Here is a 16,352-nt window from a genome sequence, read left to right on the forward strand (position 1 = left end):
AGGTTATAACTGGAGAACCAACCAGCGAAAAGGCCCTTGCATTTTTGAGCAATCAAAATTTGTGAGGGTTTTTTTATTCATTATAATTTCATTTTATAATTGGCCGCGGGCAATCCAAAATAATCGCCGTCAGAATCCCAATGAAACCCCTGTTTTTCAAGAATTCGTTGGGAAGCCTGATTTTCGGGATCAATAATCGCGATCAAAGTTGCTATTTCAGAAATTTTCCTCGCACGCAGAATTAGAGTTTTGGCAATTTCTTCGCCAAAACCTTTTCTCCAAAATTCTGGCATTAGCACATAGCCAATTTCGGCTTCGTTTTTTTCGGTCATTACCAGTTTGGAATGTCCCACAAAAGCACCATTCTCTCGAATACTTACTTTATAATGGCCAAGGTTTACATTTTCACGATTCACTTCCATCATTTTATCGAACCGTTCACGGGTTTCACCTTCGGTTAGTGGCCGGCCCGTAATCATTTTCATGACATCGGCGCTGCTCACCAATTTAAAATAATCATTAAAATCTTCCGTGGCATAATGCCGAAAACTTAATCTTTCAGAAAACATATAGAGTGGTAGTTTCAGTTAAAAAATTAAAGGTAAAGTAATAAAAAAACCGCCTCCAAAATGGAAGCGGTCTATCTAAAATTTTAAATTTCCAAATTATTCAACTACTGAAACATTATCAATTTGGTAAGTAGTAGTTGTTCCGTTTGAACCGCCTAAATATTGATAGGCAATATAAACAACCTGCCCGGCATAGGCCGAAAGGTCCACATTTCCGGATGGGGTAAACTCATCGCCATAGCCACTAGTATTTCCGCTGGAGATAGTTGCATTAAGATTTGTCCACGTTGCAGCATTAACATCGCCCGTAAAGTTTGTAGAAATTTTCACGGTCAAGGCGGTTCCGTTGTTAAATCCGTCGTTTGTTTCAAAGGTTAGGGTTGGGGAGGAACCGTTTGGCAAAATTAATCCGGGAGTAACTAGCCAAACCTCATAAGGGTTTTCATTACTATTGAAAGCTGAGGTTTGTGCATATTTATTGTTATCGAACTCACGAACTTCCCAAAGACGGGTGCCGGCGTTTACGTTTACGTTTGTCCAGCCCTCAATATTCACACTCATTCCTGTACCTGCAGATTGGCCTTCAAAATTTTGGGAAAAAGGAAGTTCAACTGCATCGCCTGGACCACCGTTACTACAGCGTTCGCCATTCATATCAACATCAGTTACATCGCGAATGAATAACTGAACGTCACTGTTAAAAATGCTCAAAACCGCAGTCAGTGAGCCATTGCCCTCTGGAAGCGTAAGGTTTTTGAAATCTGCGAATCCACTTGTTCTTAAAATGACGGTTTGACCTTCGCAATTTTCTACACTTCTATTTACACCAAATGTATTGTTTAGATTTCCGTAGTGCTCAATTCCTGCAAGACCTGTTGGAAACTGTACGTTTTCAAATTTTACCAAGGTATTTAATCTAGCTGGGTTATTTGCCTCAGGAATGGAAATAACGGTGGGAACCAAATCAACACTTTCAAGTGAACGCAGAATTCTATCATCAAATTCAAGGGCATCAATTCTACCTACCTCATCGCCATCCTGCACTCCTATGGTTGGTAGCCCGGCGTATTCACCTATAAATAGGCCGCTTACTTTGAAATATATCTTGCGCCCCGGCTCAAACTTTGTGTATAAATCAGTGGAATTAGTAGAGATAGCAACCCCAGCGGTTGGATTCTCGGGTGCATCTTGAATTACCAATGATTTGTAAAAGTTGCCGGTTTCATCACTGGAAACCACGTAGCCTTCTATCCAAAGTTCTCTTTCGGAACCGTCGCCGGCCTCAATTTCCACCGGTTCAAAACCATTATACATTGCTTTAACCGTGGCGATGTCCGTATTCACGTCAACATTTGGTTCTTGGGCGTTTATTTCTGGCACGTTGTAATCATCATCCTGAACGCAGGATGTTACCATTATTCCTAAAAAGAATAGGAAACTTAGAAGCTTAATGTTTTTATATTTTTTCATCTGTATTAAATTTAATGCTTTTTACTTAATTAAAATCGAACGTAAAGGTTTAGATAGTAGGTGGTGCCGTATCCGTACCAATATTTTGGCGCGAACACTGGCGTGTCATTTGCGGCGTCATCGGAAAGTGCTCTGTAGTTACCATTTCTTCCCTGCTCATAACCACCGGTTTTGTATTCTTGATCTAAAATGTTGTTGATGGTTGCGAAGAAACCTACGTAGTAATCTTTGATTTTCCAAGATTTCCCGCCTACCACGTTTACTAACATATAGTCATCAAACTTTTCTTGCTTCAACAATTCTCTCGCGACAGCTGGGTCGTAATCATTAAAGGGCATTCCGTCGCTTGGGTCCGTATAAAAGTTGGCCGTACGGGTTATGGGCGACACGTCTATATAGGCATTATTAAAATAATTGGTTGTTGCGCCCACCCACCAAAAATCTGGATCGCGGTATTCAAAACCAATTTGGTAAGCCTGTTGCGGGCCACCGGCTACTTTATAATCTTTTAAATAGGAAGGGCCGTAATATTCGTAATCGCTTAAAAAATCGTCTGAAGTTAAATATAGTTCTGGATTATTGTCATACGTATTTTGGCCGTATGCCGCAGCTCCCTTCAATTTGATAGTTGGGGTTATTTGTGCTTCAATGCCTAATTCGGCACCCAAATTCTTTTTATTTACTCCGGTAAGAATTTCCTGTACAAAGGCATTGTCGCTCCCATCATTTTGGGTTCCACCCTGAGCATATACCCCATCCAAATAGTAAAAGGAAATTTCCGTAGCATCTTGCATCATGGTGTAATACCCAGTTAAGCGTGCCTTAACAATAGGCGATCGGAAAATGTAGCTTCCGTCCACGCTTATGTTTTTTTCCTCTTGCAATAAATCATTGCTTATACCGAGGGAATTCACGGTAAAGTTATTTTGCCGCGAATTTGAGAACGAATTCCGTAAGGTGGGTGCATCCGTGAAATAAGCCGTATTGACTTCAAAAGCATGTCTTCCAGAAAGTTTATAAGTTGCTCCAGCTTTTCCGCCAAAGGTTGTAAAATCTAGTTTTTCACTCTTTCCGAAAGATTCATTTCCTTCTCCAAAAGAACCATTTCTATACAATCCATTTCTTTGGTAGCTAGTTTGGCCCACTTTTCCGGCAACATATAAATCTACTTTTGAATAGGAAAATTGCGCCTGGGCAAAACCACTGTAGTCGCTCGCATCCAATTCATAGTTATATTTAAAGATGTCGTCCTGGCCCACAACTCGGTTTGGATTGTTTAAATCGCTTTGGGAGGCATCCCCAAAATTAAAACTGTCAACATCCAAATAGCCATTGCCGCCCAACAAATCAATCATATTCGCAAAATTATGGGAGTTTAGGTTTCGGTAATTCAAAGATGCCGTAATTCCTATATTGTCCGTTATTTGTGAGGTCAATATTGTGTTTGCAGAAAGCTGTTTGTCATCATTCCTATCATCATATAAATAATAACGCGAAGTACCGCCATAAAAAATATTGGTTTCGTAAATGTCTAACCAATCAATCTGGCCATCATTTTTGAACTCCTCATAAGCTTGGTAAGCACCGCCATAGTTAGGTCCATTTGGATCGGCCAAAAAGTAGCTTGGCATGTTTTGGTAATAACTTGGGTCTGGATTTGGGGCATTGTCATATCCCAAACGGCTGTTTCCAGTTTTGCCAAACTGATATCCAATATTGGTATTAAGATGGGTTTTTTCAGAAATATCCCAATAATGGTTTAACATTACAACCGGCTCATTGACTTCCTTAATTCGGGAATTTCGTTTCTCGCCATCTTGGTCTCCCCAATAACTGTTGTATCGAATTCCTTTTAAATCATACACTTCCTGTGTATTTGCCGAAGATTTACCTCTGCGGTTGGGGGTGTAAAAGGCGGTAAGGTTTAAACTGTGTTGGTCGTTCAATTTTCTTTCCACCGAAGCAAAGAACGAGTTTGCATCGTAAAGACTTCCGTCCACAAAACCTTCATCACCAAAACGACGCGCCAAAAGAACTGAATAAGCCCAGCCACTTGGCAGCAGTCCACTATTATAGGACCCCATTACGCGGCCACGGTAACTTCTGTTGCTTGTGGCATAGGAAACACGACCGCCTTTTCTGTATTGCGAGGCGCGCATAATAATGTTGGTGGTTCCGGCAAGATGGCCAAAATTATATTCATTGGCAGACATTCCCATAGAAAACATTTGGTTGCGCTGCACATCGTTCAAGCCGCCCCAGTTGGACCATTGAGGCCTTCCGTTATAGAGCTTGTTCATTTCCAAACCATTGATCAGCACTTTTCCGTCTTCAGAATCATATCCTCTGGGACGAAAAAAGGTGGCGCTAAAATCGTAGGAAGCTGCATTCAAAAATACATCCTTCGAGGCTTGAAGCAATCCAGACACATTGAAGGAGGTACCTTCGTCCTCATCAAGTTGTTCGTCCGAAAGGCTGATGATGCCTATTTGCTCTTCTACTTCCAATAAATCAACCGACAAAAGAATTGGTTTTAAATTAACCGGATTGTCATTTTGGATAGTAACTGGAATTTTCAGGCTGGTGTAGCCCAATTTTGAAATTTCCAAAACCTGCTCGCCCTGTGGCAGGGTTTCCTGTGAAAAGGAAAAAACTCCGTTAGCATCGGTAAGGGTTTGGAAAATACTGTTCTGAATCCTTACCTGAACATCTGGAATTGGTTCGCTAGAGTTGGTATCAAGTACCTTACCCATTACTACAGGATTTTGGGCAAATAATGAAGTAGATGCCAACAAAACCGTGTAAATTGTAAAAATGAATTTGTTCATTCTAAATAATAAAGTTTAGTAAATTTTTGTTTTAAAATGCGGGAGCAAAACTACATTTTTTAAATGAAATACCTACTTTTGAAACCTCTTAATGTTAAAGATAACTTAAAATAAAATCATTGTCTTTCTTATGAAAATTCCCATTTATTTTCTCAGTATTTATTTTCTTTTCACTGCAGCAATTCTGGCCCAAAGTGAAAAACAGTATAAAGTAAATACCGTAGCCTTTTACAACGTTGAAAATCTATTTGATTATGAAGACGACCCCCTGATTTTTGATGAGGACCGAACGCCCGAAGGCAAAGATCATTGGACCCAAGAAATCTATGAAGCTAAACTTGCAAATATGGCCAAAGTGATATCTGAAATCGGTGCCGATGTTACGGGAACAGCTCCTGCAATAATGGGTGTTTGTGAGGTTGAAAATCTTCGTGTGCTAGAGGATCTTGTTAACCAAGAGCCATTGGTAAATAAAGAATATGGAATAGTGCATTTTGACAGCCCTGATCGGCGTGGAATTGATGTGGCACTGCTATATCAAAAAAAAATATTTACTCCCACACACTACACCAATTATGAATTAGAAATTTACGATGACCAAGATCGAAGCAAACGTATTTACACCCGCGACCAACTTTTAGTGAGTGGCATGCTGGATGGTGAAAAAATAAGCATCATTGTAAATCACTGGCCTTCCCGAAGCGGTGGGGAAGAACGAAGCCGGCCAAAAAGGATTAAAGCAGCGGAATTGAACAAACATATAATGGATTCATTATTGAGCGAAGATCCATATGCAAAAATTATTACAATGGGCGATTTTAATGACGACCCCATAAGCCCAAGTGTAAAAGATATTCTTAAAACAAAGGGAGAAAGAGACAACATGAAAATGAAGGAATTATACAACCCAATGGAGGATATGTACAAAAAAGGAATGGGCACCCTGGCCTATCGAGATGCCTGGAACCTTTTTGACCAAATAATTCTTTCCTCAGAATTGACAAAGAAAGATTATTCCTCCTATCGTTATTATAAAGCCGGCATTTTTAATAAAAATTATCTTGCCACCCCTCGAGGGCAATATAAGGGATATCCTTTCCGAAGTTTTGTGAACGGGTATACCGGCGGGTATAGCGACCATTTTCCTGTTTATGTTTATTTAATAAAAGAGAAGGATTCCGAAAATTGATAAACTCTAAGCATAAAAAAAATGCGCACAATAACCTGGTGCGCATTTCTTATTTAATATCGGGTTTCGGTCTAAAACCATTGGTTCCAAGGAATTCGGCTTAACATTAAAACCAAGGCGATGGTATAAAAGATCGCCAAAGTTTTAAACTTGCCGTGCGACAATAATTTCTTTTTATGTTTTGAATAACCAATGGTAATAAAAATTACCGTCAAAAGCATCACGAATGGATGTTCAACAGCATAAAGCCTGAATTCTGAATTCTTCATTACTTCACCCATTCCAATATTCCTAATGTTTGAAAGGCCCAAAGGCGAAACAAAATAAAGTATAAGCCCGATGAGCAATTGAATATGGGTTACAATAAGGGCGAATAGCGATATTCTAAAATCCTTCGCGGCATATTCCCTTTTTGAAAAAAAGCCTGCGAGTGCATTGAATGTTGCCAACAACAAAATAAGAAGAACCAAGTAGGCCCAATAGGAATGGATGAATTGAACGGAAGTAACCATAGTAATTATTTTTAAAGAATTCCAAAGATAAGCTTTATTGACAAAAAAAATGCCCCAATAAATCGGGGCATTTTACAAAAACTAGATGTCTACTAGAAATCGTATCGAAGACTTGCATTCCAAGTTCTTCCGTTTCCATAGAAATAGCCAAATGAATCCTTTTGGCTCAAATACATTTCATTCGTTGCGTTGTAGCAATTCGCACGGAATGTAAAATCATTGCCGCCAAAATCAAATTTATAAGTAATTCCCGCATCAAGCACACTGTATGCTGGCAAGCGTTCAGCTTGATAGACTACTCCCGCTTGGGCTGCATCCACAACATCTTCCGCATCCACAAAACCGTAAAGATCTGTATAGATGTTATAGTCCGCATCTACGGACAAGCCGCCAAAAATATTGTACTTAAATCCGAATCCGAAAGAAGTTTGCGGTGCGTTGCCCACCTTTGTACCGGTAAGGTTTACATTGCCTTCTTCCAATAAAGCGTTGGTTTCGTCCTCCCTTGTTTGGAACGGCGTTTCACCATCATATTTCCAGTTACCGATGCTTCCGAAAGCTCTCAACATAAAAACACTTGAGTATCTATATTTTCCTTCAAACTCAAATCCTTTGTGAACTTGTGTAATGTCAGTAAATCTTTGGTAACGGTCCACTTGCTCCACTGGATTTGAAGAAGTTGGATCTGCATCAATTGTTCCTCCAGAAAGGAATCTGTTACCCCAAGTGGTGTAATATCCGTTCAAATCTAAGCTGAAAGCGCCGGCACGGAATCTGTAACCTACTTCAATTCCGAGGATTTCTTCATTGTCTATTTCGTTATCACCCTCAAGGATGTAATTTGAGTTTCTGATATCTGAAAAAATATTATCCAAATAAGGTTGTCTTGAATAATAACCTGCATTTGCAAAAAGAGTGCTGTTCTCTAGGAATGAATATCCCATTCCTCCTTTTATATTATAGCCCATTTTATTGACCTTTTCAGATTTTCCAAGCCCATTCACGCCTTCGATTTCAGAGCCTTCAGCACGGCCATCCCTTTGGTAACTTTGGGTTGAAACTGCTCCCTGTACAAAGGCTGAGAAACTTTCAATTTTGTATTCTGCCTGTCCGAAACCACCTATGTAATTGATGTTTTCTGAATAGTCATAATTAAAGCGTTGCCCTTCATCGGCCGAGCTGAAAAGAGCTGCCCATGGGTTGGCTTCGAATGTTTCGTTGATTACGTAGTCACTATCTCTGGCATCGCCATAACCGCGGTTGTCCGCATAGCCTTGCAATCCTAAAAGATCATTCATTTGGTACCAATGGCTTCCTTTGTAGAAACGCGTATCAACACCAATATTTACAGCAAAATTATCACTCACGGAACTTTCCAAATTTGAAAGGAACCCATACCAGTTGTGGTTGTTTACGGACATTCTTCGAACTAATGACCCTTGGCCAAAGCTTCCAATTCCGTTTTCAGCGCCGGCGATATTATTCTCTTCGATGGTGTCAAAATCTATTTCGCCATGGCTGTCTCGAATTATATTGCTGGAACTTCCTGCAGGTCCTGTTCCGCCGCCACGCCCCCAAGAAGCGTAAAGCACGGAGGATAGGTTTGTTCTGTCGCTAATATTCCAATCCCAGTTAAGGTTGGCAATTGGTTTGTGGTAATAATTTCTTCTTACGGTATAGCGCTCGCCGTTATAAAATCCAGAATTTGCATTATAGCGCTTACCATAAAGATCATAATCTTCCAAAGAATCGGAAAAATTCTGGTCGTGCCATTGTGGGGCTCCGGTCAATAGAAAGTTGAAGGAATGGGTGTCATTTGGTACGTAGCCTATTCCCACGAAATAATTTTGGCCTTGGCCGGCTGTCCCGTCTGAATATTTTCTGTGTGCTTGCCAGTGGTCCAGCATGAAACTGTATGCCCATTTCCCCTTTAGCCCGGAATCATAACTAACAGTTCCTTTGAAATAGCTGTCATTACCTGTCATAAAACGAGCAAAACCGCCTTCCTTTCTTCCAGCTGCGCGCGATACGATATTTACCGTACCACCTACTGATGAAATAGCCAATTTTGAAGAACCTAATCCACGTTGAACCTGTACTGCATTTGCAACATCCGACATTCCGGACCAGTTGGACCAGTAAATTCTTCCGTCTTCCATGCCATTAATGGGTTGCCCGTTCAACAGGAACGCCGTGTTTGTCTGGTCGAAACCGCGCAAAAACATTTCTGAATCACCAAAACCTCCCGCTTGGTTAGAAACATACACACTGGGTGTACTTTTAATAGCTTCCGGAAATTCAACGTTTCCGATGGCCTTAGCCTGAATTTCGGCAGCACTTATGGTTGAAACCGCGATAGGGGTTTGACGGTCCTTTGCTAAATCTATAATTCCCTTCCCTACTATAACAACTTCCTCAAGTGCGTCAGAATCCACCGTAATTTTTACGGTGCCCAAGTTTGCGGTGCCGTTCATTATTCGAAATGGGACTTTCTCAATGGTGTACCCAATGTATGAAATGGTAAGTGTACCTGATGTTGAAGTGGTTTCCAAAGTAAAGTTTCCATCAAAATCAGTAATGGCACCGTTTGTTGTGCCAGTCTCGACCACGTTAGCTCCTGCCAATGGATCGTTATTTTCAGAGTCGATTACCGTTCCCGTAACCGTAGTTTGCGAAAAAGCGGCAAGACCGCCCAGAAAAAAAACAATTAGTAATAGTTTTTTCATGAAATTAAATTTTAGGTTTAAAAATTTCGGCAAAAATACAACCTTAGATAGGTTATACCCAATAAAAACGATTAAGAAATCATTACTAAAAACAATCTCAATTAAAGATAGAATTTATAGCTTAAAGGGTTGAAAAATTGGTGGTTAGTTAATAACAAGTTTATTAACATGGCCGAAGCCGGTTAAAATTAAAAGGAAATGCAATCCAAAATTTCCTTCATTGGAAGCATATTTGCGGAATATTGTTGGTGCAATTCCTTAGGAAGTGGTTGGGAAAATGGCATATCTTCCTTAAAGGGATCTACTTCTTTTCCATTTTTCCAAAATCGATAACAAACGTGGGGACCACTGGTATTTCCTGTCATTCCAATCCACCCGATTATATCGCCTTGACTCACGTGTTGGCCCACTTTTACTTTACGGGCCTTCATATGGAGGTATTGGGTTTCATAAGTTCCGTTGTGTTGGATTTTTACATAATTTCCATTACCTCCGCGATATTCAGATTTGGTAACTACGCCATCGGCCGTTGCAAGAATGGGTGTTCCAACTGGTGCTGCAAAATCCGTCCCCCTGTGTGGCCGTAGTTTGAAACCGTAGTATTTAATGCGCCTGTTTAAGTTGTAACGAGAAGAAATTCGGCTGAATTGTACGGGAGCTTTTAAAAATGCCCGCTTTAAATTATTGGCCTGTTCGTCATAATAACCTGAAATTTTTCCAAGGGAATCGGAAGTAAATTTAAAGGCATAAAGCGGTTTGCCCCGATGTTCAAAATAGGCTGCCTTAATTTCTTTTAAACCACCGGGAATAGTATCATCAATAAACTTTTCAGTATATATTACCTTGAAGCGGTCGCCGGGCTGTAGCTTGAAAAAGTTTATTGTCCAGGCATAAATGTTTGCCAATTGGTCGGTCATGTATGGGCTAAGATTCTGTTCTTCCATGGTGGCAGAAAGCGAACTGGTTATAACGCCCGATGCCTCTCTATCCTCATATCGAACGGGTTTTTGGCTGTTATAGATAGTTAGGGTTTCTCTAAAATCCACTACTGCGAAGTCAACATTATTGGATTCATAAATGAAAACCTGGGTTTTGTTCAGAGAGTCTTTGGAATTAAGAAGAACATAGGGTTTCCCCACACCTATTTTCCGCACATCAAAACTGTCGCGGAATTTTGTGGCAACCTCCATTATCTGTTCTTGCGGAACGCCATTTGCAAACAGAATATCTCCAAATGTATCACCTTTTCGAATAGTGTCGCGGATTACGTTGAAATCATTCAAGATATACCCATATTGTTCAATTATGGGTTCCGCAACCACGGTAGGGGTTTCGGCCAAATCTTCATTTTTGTTTTCACAGGCGGCTGTAAGCAGAATAAGGGGTAAAAGGAATAAAATTAAATTCTTCAATGCTGGGAGTTTTCGGGTATTATTTTTATTGGTTTGCCAAAATTTTAAAAGAATGTTGTAATCCCTTAAATTCGGTTAATGTTGCTTTTAAGGATCCTACGGCCAGATCTGCTTTTACGAGCAGTGGGATTTTATTTTTATCATCACTGATCCAGACTGTTAGGCTTTCTTTTTCCTTAAAAACACGACCGGATTGCACGTAGGGTCTGAAAATTAAAGTGCGAACGCGGCCAAAATTAGTATCTAAAACTTCTTTTCCAAGAAATTTTAACCTGAATTTGTAATTTTCTTTGTCAAAAAACATATTCATTTCCACAACATCACCTTCTTTTATATTTTCTGTGTCCAATTTATTGCGGAGGTAATAAAAGGCCGATATCATATCCTGTGTTTCCTTCGGAAAAGAAAATACAGTTGTTTCGTTATGCTTTTTATCGTTAACGGTTGCCTTATTGGTAGAGTGGTTGAAGTCAATTTGAACATCTTTGGTATAACCGCCTTCGTCTATTTTTCGGATAAAACGATAGGGAATGTCTTTTTCTTTATCGATGTAGGATTGGTAATCATCCTTAACCCTGAAGAACCATTTTGACACACCCACAGTTTCACCGAAACCCCGCACGTGGTATACGTCCTTTCCCTTTATTTTCGCATCGTTCACTTTAAGGGTAGCATAACCCGCAGTAACGAAACCGTAATGTACCCGGAATTTAAAAAATTCGCCATCGCCATAGGCTCTTTCTTGGGCAGAAATGTTAATGATGTTTCCAAAAAGAAATAAAAGCGCAAGTAGCTTTTTCATAAGTTGAGACTATGGGGGTTTTGTGTTTTTAAAATTACAACTACCGTTCCAAAAATATAAAACCCCACCTCTTTATGACGATGGGGTTTAAGTAATGTTACAGGATTACAAAGTCCCTCTTTGCTCCTGCTCGCGCTCTATGGACTCAAACAATGCTTTGAAATTTCCGGCTCCAAAACCCTTGGCACCCATGCGCTGTATTATTTCAAAAAATAATGTAGGTCGATCCTCTACTGGTTTTGTAAATATTTGCAGCAGATAACCTTCCTCGTCGGCATCAATCATAATTGAAAGTTTTTTCAACTCGTTTATATCTTCCTTCATCATTTTCATATGATCGCCCAAACGGCGCGGAATATCATCATAATACGCTTGCGGTGGTGGCGGTAAAAATTCAATTCCCCGTTCCTTCAACTGGCTTACGGTTTTAATAATATCATCCGTTGCAACTGCTAAATGTTGTACTCCTGAATCCTCATAAAAATCCAAATACTCTTCAATTTGGGATTTTTTTATACCCTTTGCTGGTTCGTTTATAGGAAACTTTATGCGCCCGTTGCCGTTGCTCATTACTTTGCTCATAAGCGCGGAATATTCGGTGTGAATTTGCTTATCATCAAAGGAAAGGAAATTCACGAAGCCCATTACGTCCTCATACCATTTTACCCATTTGTCCATTTGGCCCCAGCCTACGTTGCCCACCATGTGGTCAATATATTTTAAGCCTGTGGGGGTAGGATTATAATCACTTTTCCATTCACGGAAACCGGGAAGAAAAGTTCCGTTATAGTTCTTTCTTTCCACAAACATATGCACAGTTTCGCCATAAGTGTAAATTCCGCTCCGCACTACCTCGCCGTGCTCGTCTTTTTCGGTGGTTGGCTCCAAATATGGTTTTGCTCCGCGCTTGGTTGTTTCCTCAAAAGCGCTTACGGCGTCATCCACCCATAAAGCAATTACCTTTACGCCATCCCCGTGTTTTACAATGTGGTCGTTAATTGGGGATTTGCTGTTTAAGGGCGTGGTTAGAACCAATCGGATTTTGTCCTGTTTCAATACATAACTTACCGAATCACGCGAACCGGTTTCCAAACCTTTGTATGCATAGGATTGAAATCCGAATGCGGTTTTGTAAAAATGTGCGGACTGCTTTGCATTGCCCACATAGAATTCTACATAATCTGTTCCCAGCAATGGCAGAAAATCTTCTGCGCCCTCGAATATTTTTTCCAGCCCGTAATCGACTGACTTTACTTCTTTGCTCATAATGTTATATTCAAATTTTTAATGATCCAACCAACTTTGATAATATGTGTCATCAGCGATTTTCATTGCATCTTCAGTTACCTGCAAAGGTTTAAATGTATCCACCATTACTGCAAGCTCATCCGTTTTTGTTTTGCCGATGCTTCTTTCGGCAGCGCCCGGATGCGGCCCGTGCGGAATTCCCGCGGGATGCAAGGAAATGTGCCCGGCAGCTACATCATTTCTGCTCATAAAATCGCCATCCACATAATATAACACCTCATCGCTATCAATATTGCTGTGGTTGTATGGCGCGGGAATGCTGAGCGGATGGTAATCATACAACCTCGGCACAAAGCTGCAAACCACAAAAGCGTCGGTTTCAAAGGTTTGGTGCACGGGCGGCGGTTGATGTATTCTTCCGGTTATGGGCTCAAAATCGTGAATTGAAAAAGCATACGGAAAATTGTAACCGTCATAACCCACCACATCAAAGGGATGGGTGGCATACACCATTTCAAAAATATCATCCCCTTTTTTCACCTTTATCAAAAATTCTCCTTTCTCGTCGTAAGTCTCTAATTCTTCGGGTTTGCGAATGTCGCGTTCACAATAGGGCGAATGTTCCAACAATTGACCGAACCAATTTCTATAGCGCTTCGGGGTATAAATGGGCCGTTTTGATTCCACTATAAAAAGCCGATTATCCTCAGTATCAAATTCCATTTTATAAATTATTCCTCGTGGAATCAACAAATAATCGCCGTATTTAAAATCGAGATTTCCCAAAAAGGTGCGGAGTTTTCCGGTGCCTTTGTGTATGAAAATAAGTTCGTCGGCATTTGTGTTTTTATAGAAATAATCCTTTTGAGATTCCTGCGGAGCAGCCAGGATAATGCTGCAATCGCTGTTGGTGAGCACGGTTTTTCTGCTATCCAAATAATCTTTTTCGGGCTTTACCTCAAACCCTTTGAAGCGGAAGGATTGTATGTTGTTTTGCTTCGAAATCTTTGGCGCAACGTTGTATTGTTTTTTTATTTCCTTTACCTGCGTCGGCCTGTTTTCGTGATAAATATTGCTGTACATTCCGTCAAAACCAATGGTTCCAAAAAGTTGTTCGGAATACAGACTTCCATCCGGTTTCCGAAATTGGGTGTGGCGCTTGGGTGGAATTTTTCCCAGTTTATGATAGAAAGGCATAACTGCTAATTTTTGATTTTGGTGAAACAATATCGATTTGATTTCGATGTTGTTTTCGAATTAATTCCTCAAATATCGGAAAAATATTAGAGGGAAGCGTGTAAGATTTTGCTAAAACCGATAACCCAATGCCACATACCATTCGCTTTGGTCCCGTTCTGGGGAATAGGAATATTTAATCTCCATCGGCCCCAAAACAGTTTCCAAACCATAACCCAATGAATAGCCGGAATAATTAATTCTATCTATCCACTTCCCGGTTTCAAAAAGATCATTGCCCACGTTGGCAATATTGGCGGAAATGTTTATATGGTTTCTTCGGAAAATTTCGTAGTCGAATGTAAGAGATGATTTTAAATAAGTATTCCCCCGAAGCGAAATGGGATCATAGCCCATAAAGGGAATAATATTGTTCATTTCCTTAAAACCATAGCCTCCCAAGGCAAAGTCCAATGATGTGGTTTCTGCACCACCCCATTTAAAACCGCCCTCAGTTGTTATGTTTACGGAAATTGTTTCGAAAAAAGTATGTGCATAGCCCAGTTTTGCCTTAGCCAAAGAGAACGGCTCAAAATTTTTGTTTCGCCCGTTTGCCAAAAGATACCAGTGAAAGTCGCCCGAAAAATAAGCTCCGCTCTTCGGGAAGAAACTATTATCGTAGGTATCATATTTTAGAAATCCGAAGGCGCTGTAATAATTGGTGCTTTCAAAAATTGTTCGCGGAAGGTTATTTTCGTCCGTGCCAATAGTTTCGGAAAGGTACCGCAAGTATTTATGCTCGCCGCCAAGGCCCAACATAAAGGTTCGTCGGAAAAGGGTTTCAAAGTAAAGCTGGTTGGTAAAATCGCTGTAATTAATGGTAAGGCTGTTGATGGGCAAAGTAAATTCAGCATCAATGTCTGCCCCAATGAAACTTAAGGGAACCTCGGTTTCGAAAAAATGGTATTTTGAATTGAACCCTACGCTCCAATAAAAACCTTTATCAATATAATATTCAAAATTATAGCGCAAATTGTCGCCCGCAATAAGGTCCAACGAGGCAATATCATTATTGGTTAAAAGTCGTTTTCGGGTTACATTAACCAATGCCGCAGTTCTAAACAGATCGTCGTAATGTGCCGCAAAGCGTAGCATCATGGACGATGGACTTTCCCGCAATTGCAATAGCAATGTATTTTGGTTGTTTTCGTCCTCAATAAATCTATAATTTATATCCTGAAAATTTCCCGTGGCTGAAAGATTGTTGATGCCCTCACCAAAATCCTTATATGTTATTTTATCGGGGGTTCGGAATTTGAGTTTACCCAACACATAGCTGCGCGTATATTTTTCATTGCCCTCTATTTTTACATCTTTAATAAAAATGGTATCGTTGGCCTTGAAAATGACTTTTTCACGCTCTATCTTTTTTTGCCTCATCGCAATATTCTCAAGTGCTTCACGGTTCAATTCCGCAGCAGCAACGCCCGATGCTACAATGTTTTTGCCATCATCAAAAGAAACTACTGAAAAATCTTTTATGTTCGGGTGAATGTAAACGTCGGTTTTTTTACGCTTTTCAATCATATCCTTAATGGTGCGGTAGTTATTAATCTGTACCAAAACATCAAAAGCCGAACGGAGATTGTCACGGTTTTTTAAACTGTCCTGCACGTCCACCCCAATAATAATGTCCATTCCCTTCGCGCGAACTTCACTTACGGGATAATTATTGACTACGCCTCCATCAATTAGTACTTTTCCGTCAATTACCACCGGACTAAAAAGTGATGGAAGCGCACCACTGGCAGTAACCGCACGGGGAAGATAGCCACGATCCAAGATTACCTCTTGTCCATTTTCAACATTGGTTGCCACACAGAAAAAGGGGATGGGAAGCTCCTCAAAATTAGAAATGTGGCTCACATGGCTCGTTAATTTTGAAAGGAGATTGTACACGTTTTGTCCTTTGGAAAGCCCTGATGGGAACCCAATTTTAAAACCATCAAAAGGAAGTACTAAAGCATATTTGTCAGATTCCTTTTTTTCATAAAAAGTTTTTGCGCTTCGGGGAATGTCATCCTGAATTAGAGTGCTAAAGTTTGTTTGCCTGAAAATACTGTCCAAAGCATTAGCGGAATATCCCGAGGCATATAGTGCCCCAATAATTGCGCCCATGCTTGTGCCCCCAATATAATCTATGCGAACACCCGATTCTTCAATTACCTTTAGTGCGCCAATATGCGCAAGTCCTTTGGCCCCTCCGCCACTTAAAACCAATCCCACCTTTACATCCTCGCCCTGCTTTTCCTGTGAAAAGGAAAAGAATGTATTCAACATGAATAAAATGAGGAGTATTTTCTTCATTTATTAATTTGGGATGTTACTACTTGGGTTTAAATGGATGTTGGTAATTATCA

General features: G+C 40.3%; 11 protein-coding genes. 1 reads left to right on the forward strand and 10 read right to left on the reverse strand.

The annotated features are described in order from the left end of the window. Positions 1-80: 80 nt before the first annotated feature. From QRD02_RS00845 to QRD02_RS00855, 3 genes are all read right to left on the reverse strand, one after another. Positions 81-569 (reverse strand): GNAT family N-acetyltransferase, encoded by a 489-nt coding sequence (locus QRD02_RS00845; protein ID WP_290253002.1) that lies wholly within the window; start codon positions 567-569, stop codon positions 81-83. A gap of 96 nt (positions 570-665) precedes the next feature. Further along, positions 666-2,039 carry a DUF5689 domain-containing protein gene (locus QRD02_RS00850; RefSeq protein ID WP_290253003.1) on the reverse strand — a complete coding sequence of 458 codons (1,374 nt, stop codon included), beginning with the start codon at positions 2,037-2,039 and terminating at the stop codon, positions 666-668. A gap of 29 nt (positions 2,040-2,068) precedes the next feature. Further along, complete coding sequence (locus QRD02_RS00855) at positions 2,069-4,867, reverse strand: TonB-dependent receptor (RefSeq protein ID WP_290253004.1); 2,799 nt, start codon at positions 4,865-4,867, stop codon at positions 2,069-2,071. 130 nt (positions 4,868-4,997) lie between these two features. On the opposite strand from QRD02_RS00855, the gene QRD02_RS00860 reads away from it, so the two are divergent. Then, positions 4,998-6,056 (forward strand): endonuclease/exonuclease/phosphatase family protein, encoded by a 1,059-nt coding sequence (locus QRD02_RS00860; RefSeq protein ID WP_290253005.1) that lies wholly within the window; start codon positions 4,998-5,000, stop codon positions 6,054-6,056. 71 nt (positions 6,057-6,127) lie between these two features. Here QRD02_RS00860 and QRD02_RS00865 read toward each other — a convergent pair whose 3' ends face one another. The 7 genes from QRD02_RS00865 to QRD02_RS00895 all read right to left on the reverse strand — a co-directional run bounded on the left by QRD02_RS00865 (position 6,128) and on the right by QRD02_RS00895 (position 16,299). Beyond that, positions 6,128-6,568 carry a hypothetical protein gene (locus QRD02_RS00865; RefSeq protein ID WP_290253006.1) on the reverse strand — a complete coding sequence of 147 codons (441 nt, stop codon included), beginning with the start codon at positions 6,566-6,568 and terminating at the stop codon, positions 6,128-6,130. A 92-nt stretch (positions 6,569-6,660) separates the two neighbouring features. Beyond that, a complete protein-coding gene (locus QRD02_RS00870) occupies positions 6,661-9,294 on the reverse strand; it encodes a TonB-dependent receptor (protein WP_290253007.1) in 2,634 nt (877 codons plus the stop codon). Positions 9,295-9,482: 188 nt separating this feature from the next. Further along, positions 9,483-10,706 (reverse strand): M23 family metallopeptidase, encoded by a 1,224-nt coding sequence (locus QRD02_RS00875; protein WP_290253008.1) that lies wholly within the window; start codon positions 10,704-10,706, stop codon positions 9,483-9,485. 25 nt (positions 10,707-10,731) lie between these two features. Then, entirely contained in the window at positions 10,732-11,508 is a 777-nt protein-coding gene (locus QRD02_RS00880; RefSeq protein WP_290253009.1) for a DUF3108 domain-containing protein, read from the reverse strand. A 105-nt stretch (positions 11,509-11,613) separates the two neighbouring features. Then, on the reverse strand, positions 11,614-12,774 hold the full coding sequence (gene hppD / locus QRD02_RS00885) for a 4-hydroxyphenylpyruvate dioxygenase (protein WP_290253010.1): 1,161 nt from the start codon (positions 12,772-12,774) through the stop codon (positions 11,614-11,616). 18 nt (positions 12,775-12,792) lie between these two features. Next, the gene (locus QRD02_RS00890) at positions 12,793-13,953 is read right to left on the reverse strand and encodes a homogentisate 1,2-dioxygenase (RefSeq protein ID WP_290253011.1); all 1,161 of its coding nucleotides are present in this window, start codon (positions 13,951-13,953) and stop codon (positions 12,793-12,795) included. 111 nt (positions 13,954-14,064) lie between these two features. After that, complete coding sequence (locus QRD02_RS00895) at positions 14,065-16,299, reverse strand: patatin-like phospholipase family protein (RefSeq protein WP_290253012.1); 2,235 nt, start codon at positions 16,297-16,299, stop codon at positions 14,065-14,067. Between the last annotated feature and the right edge of the window lie 53 nt (positions 16,300-16,352).

Origin of the sequence: Aequorivita aurantiaca (genome assembly GCF_030410135.1) — a bacterium.
GTDB classification, from domain to species: Bacteria; Bacteroidota; Bacteroidia; order Flavobacteriales; family Flavobacteriaceae; genus Aequorivita; species Aequorivita aurantiaca.

What these genes read in the sequence shown, in the direction of transcription:
- QRD02_RS00855 (WP_290253004.1), bottom strand. Translation starts at nt 4,867, where the DNA reads ATGAACAAATTCATTTTTACAATTTACACGGTTTTGTTGGCATCTACT.
- hppD (WP_290253010.1), bottom strand. Translation starts at nt 12,774, where the DNA reads ATGAGCAAAGAAGTAAAGTCAGTCGATTACGGGCTGGAAAAAATATTC.
- QRD02_RS00880 (WP_290253009.1), bottom strand. Translation starts at nt 11,508, where the DNA reads ATGAAAAAGCTACTTGCGCTTTTATTTCTTTTTGGAAACATCATTAAC.
- QRD02_RS00845 (WP_290253002.1), bottom strand. Translation starts at nt 569, where the DNA reads ATGTTTTCTGAAAGATTAAGTTTTCGGCATTATGCCACGGAAGATTTT.
- QRD02_RS00890 (WP_290253011.1), bottom strand. Translation starts at nt 13,953, where the DNA reads ATGCCTTTCTATCATAAACTGGGAAAAATTCCACCCAAGCGCCACACC.
- QRD02_RS00870 (WP_290253007.1), bottom strand. Translation starts at nt 9,294, where the DNA reads ATGAAAAAACTATTACTAATTGTTTTTTTTCTGGGCGGTCTTGCCGCT.
- QRD02_RS00860 (WP_290253005.1), top strand. Translation starts at nt 4,998, where the DNA reads ATGAAAATTCCCATTTATTTTCTCAGTATTTATTTTCTTTTCACTGCA.
- QRD02_RS00865 (WP_290253006.1), bottom strand. Translation starts at nt 6,568, where the DNA reads ATGGTTACTTCCGTTCAATTCATCCATTCCTATTGGGCCTACTTGGTT.
- QRD02_RS00850 (WP_290253003.1), bottom strand. Translation starts at nt 2,039, where the DNA reads ATGAAAAAATATAAAAACATTAAGCTTCTAAGTTTCCTATTCTTTTTA.
- QRD02_RS00895 (WP_290253012.1), bottom strand. Translation starts at nt 16,299, where the DNA reads ATGAAGAAAATACTCCTCATTTTATTCATGTTGAATACATTCTTTTCC.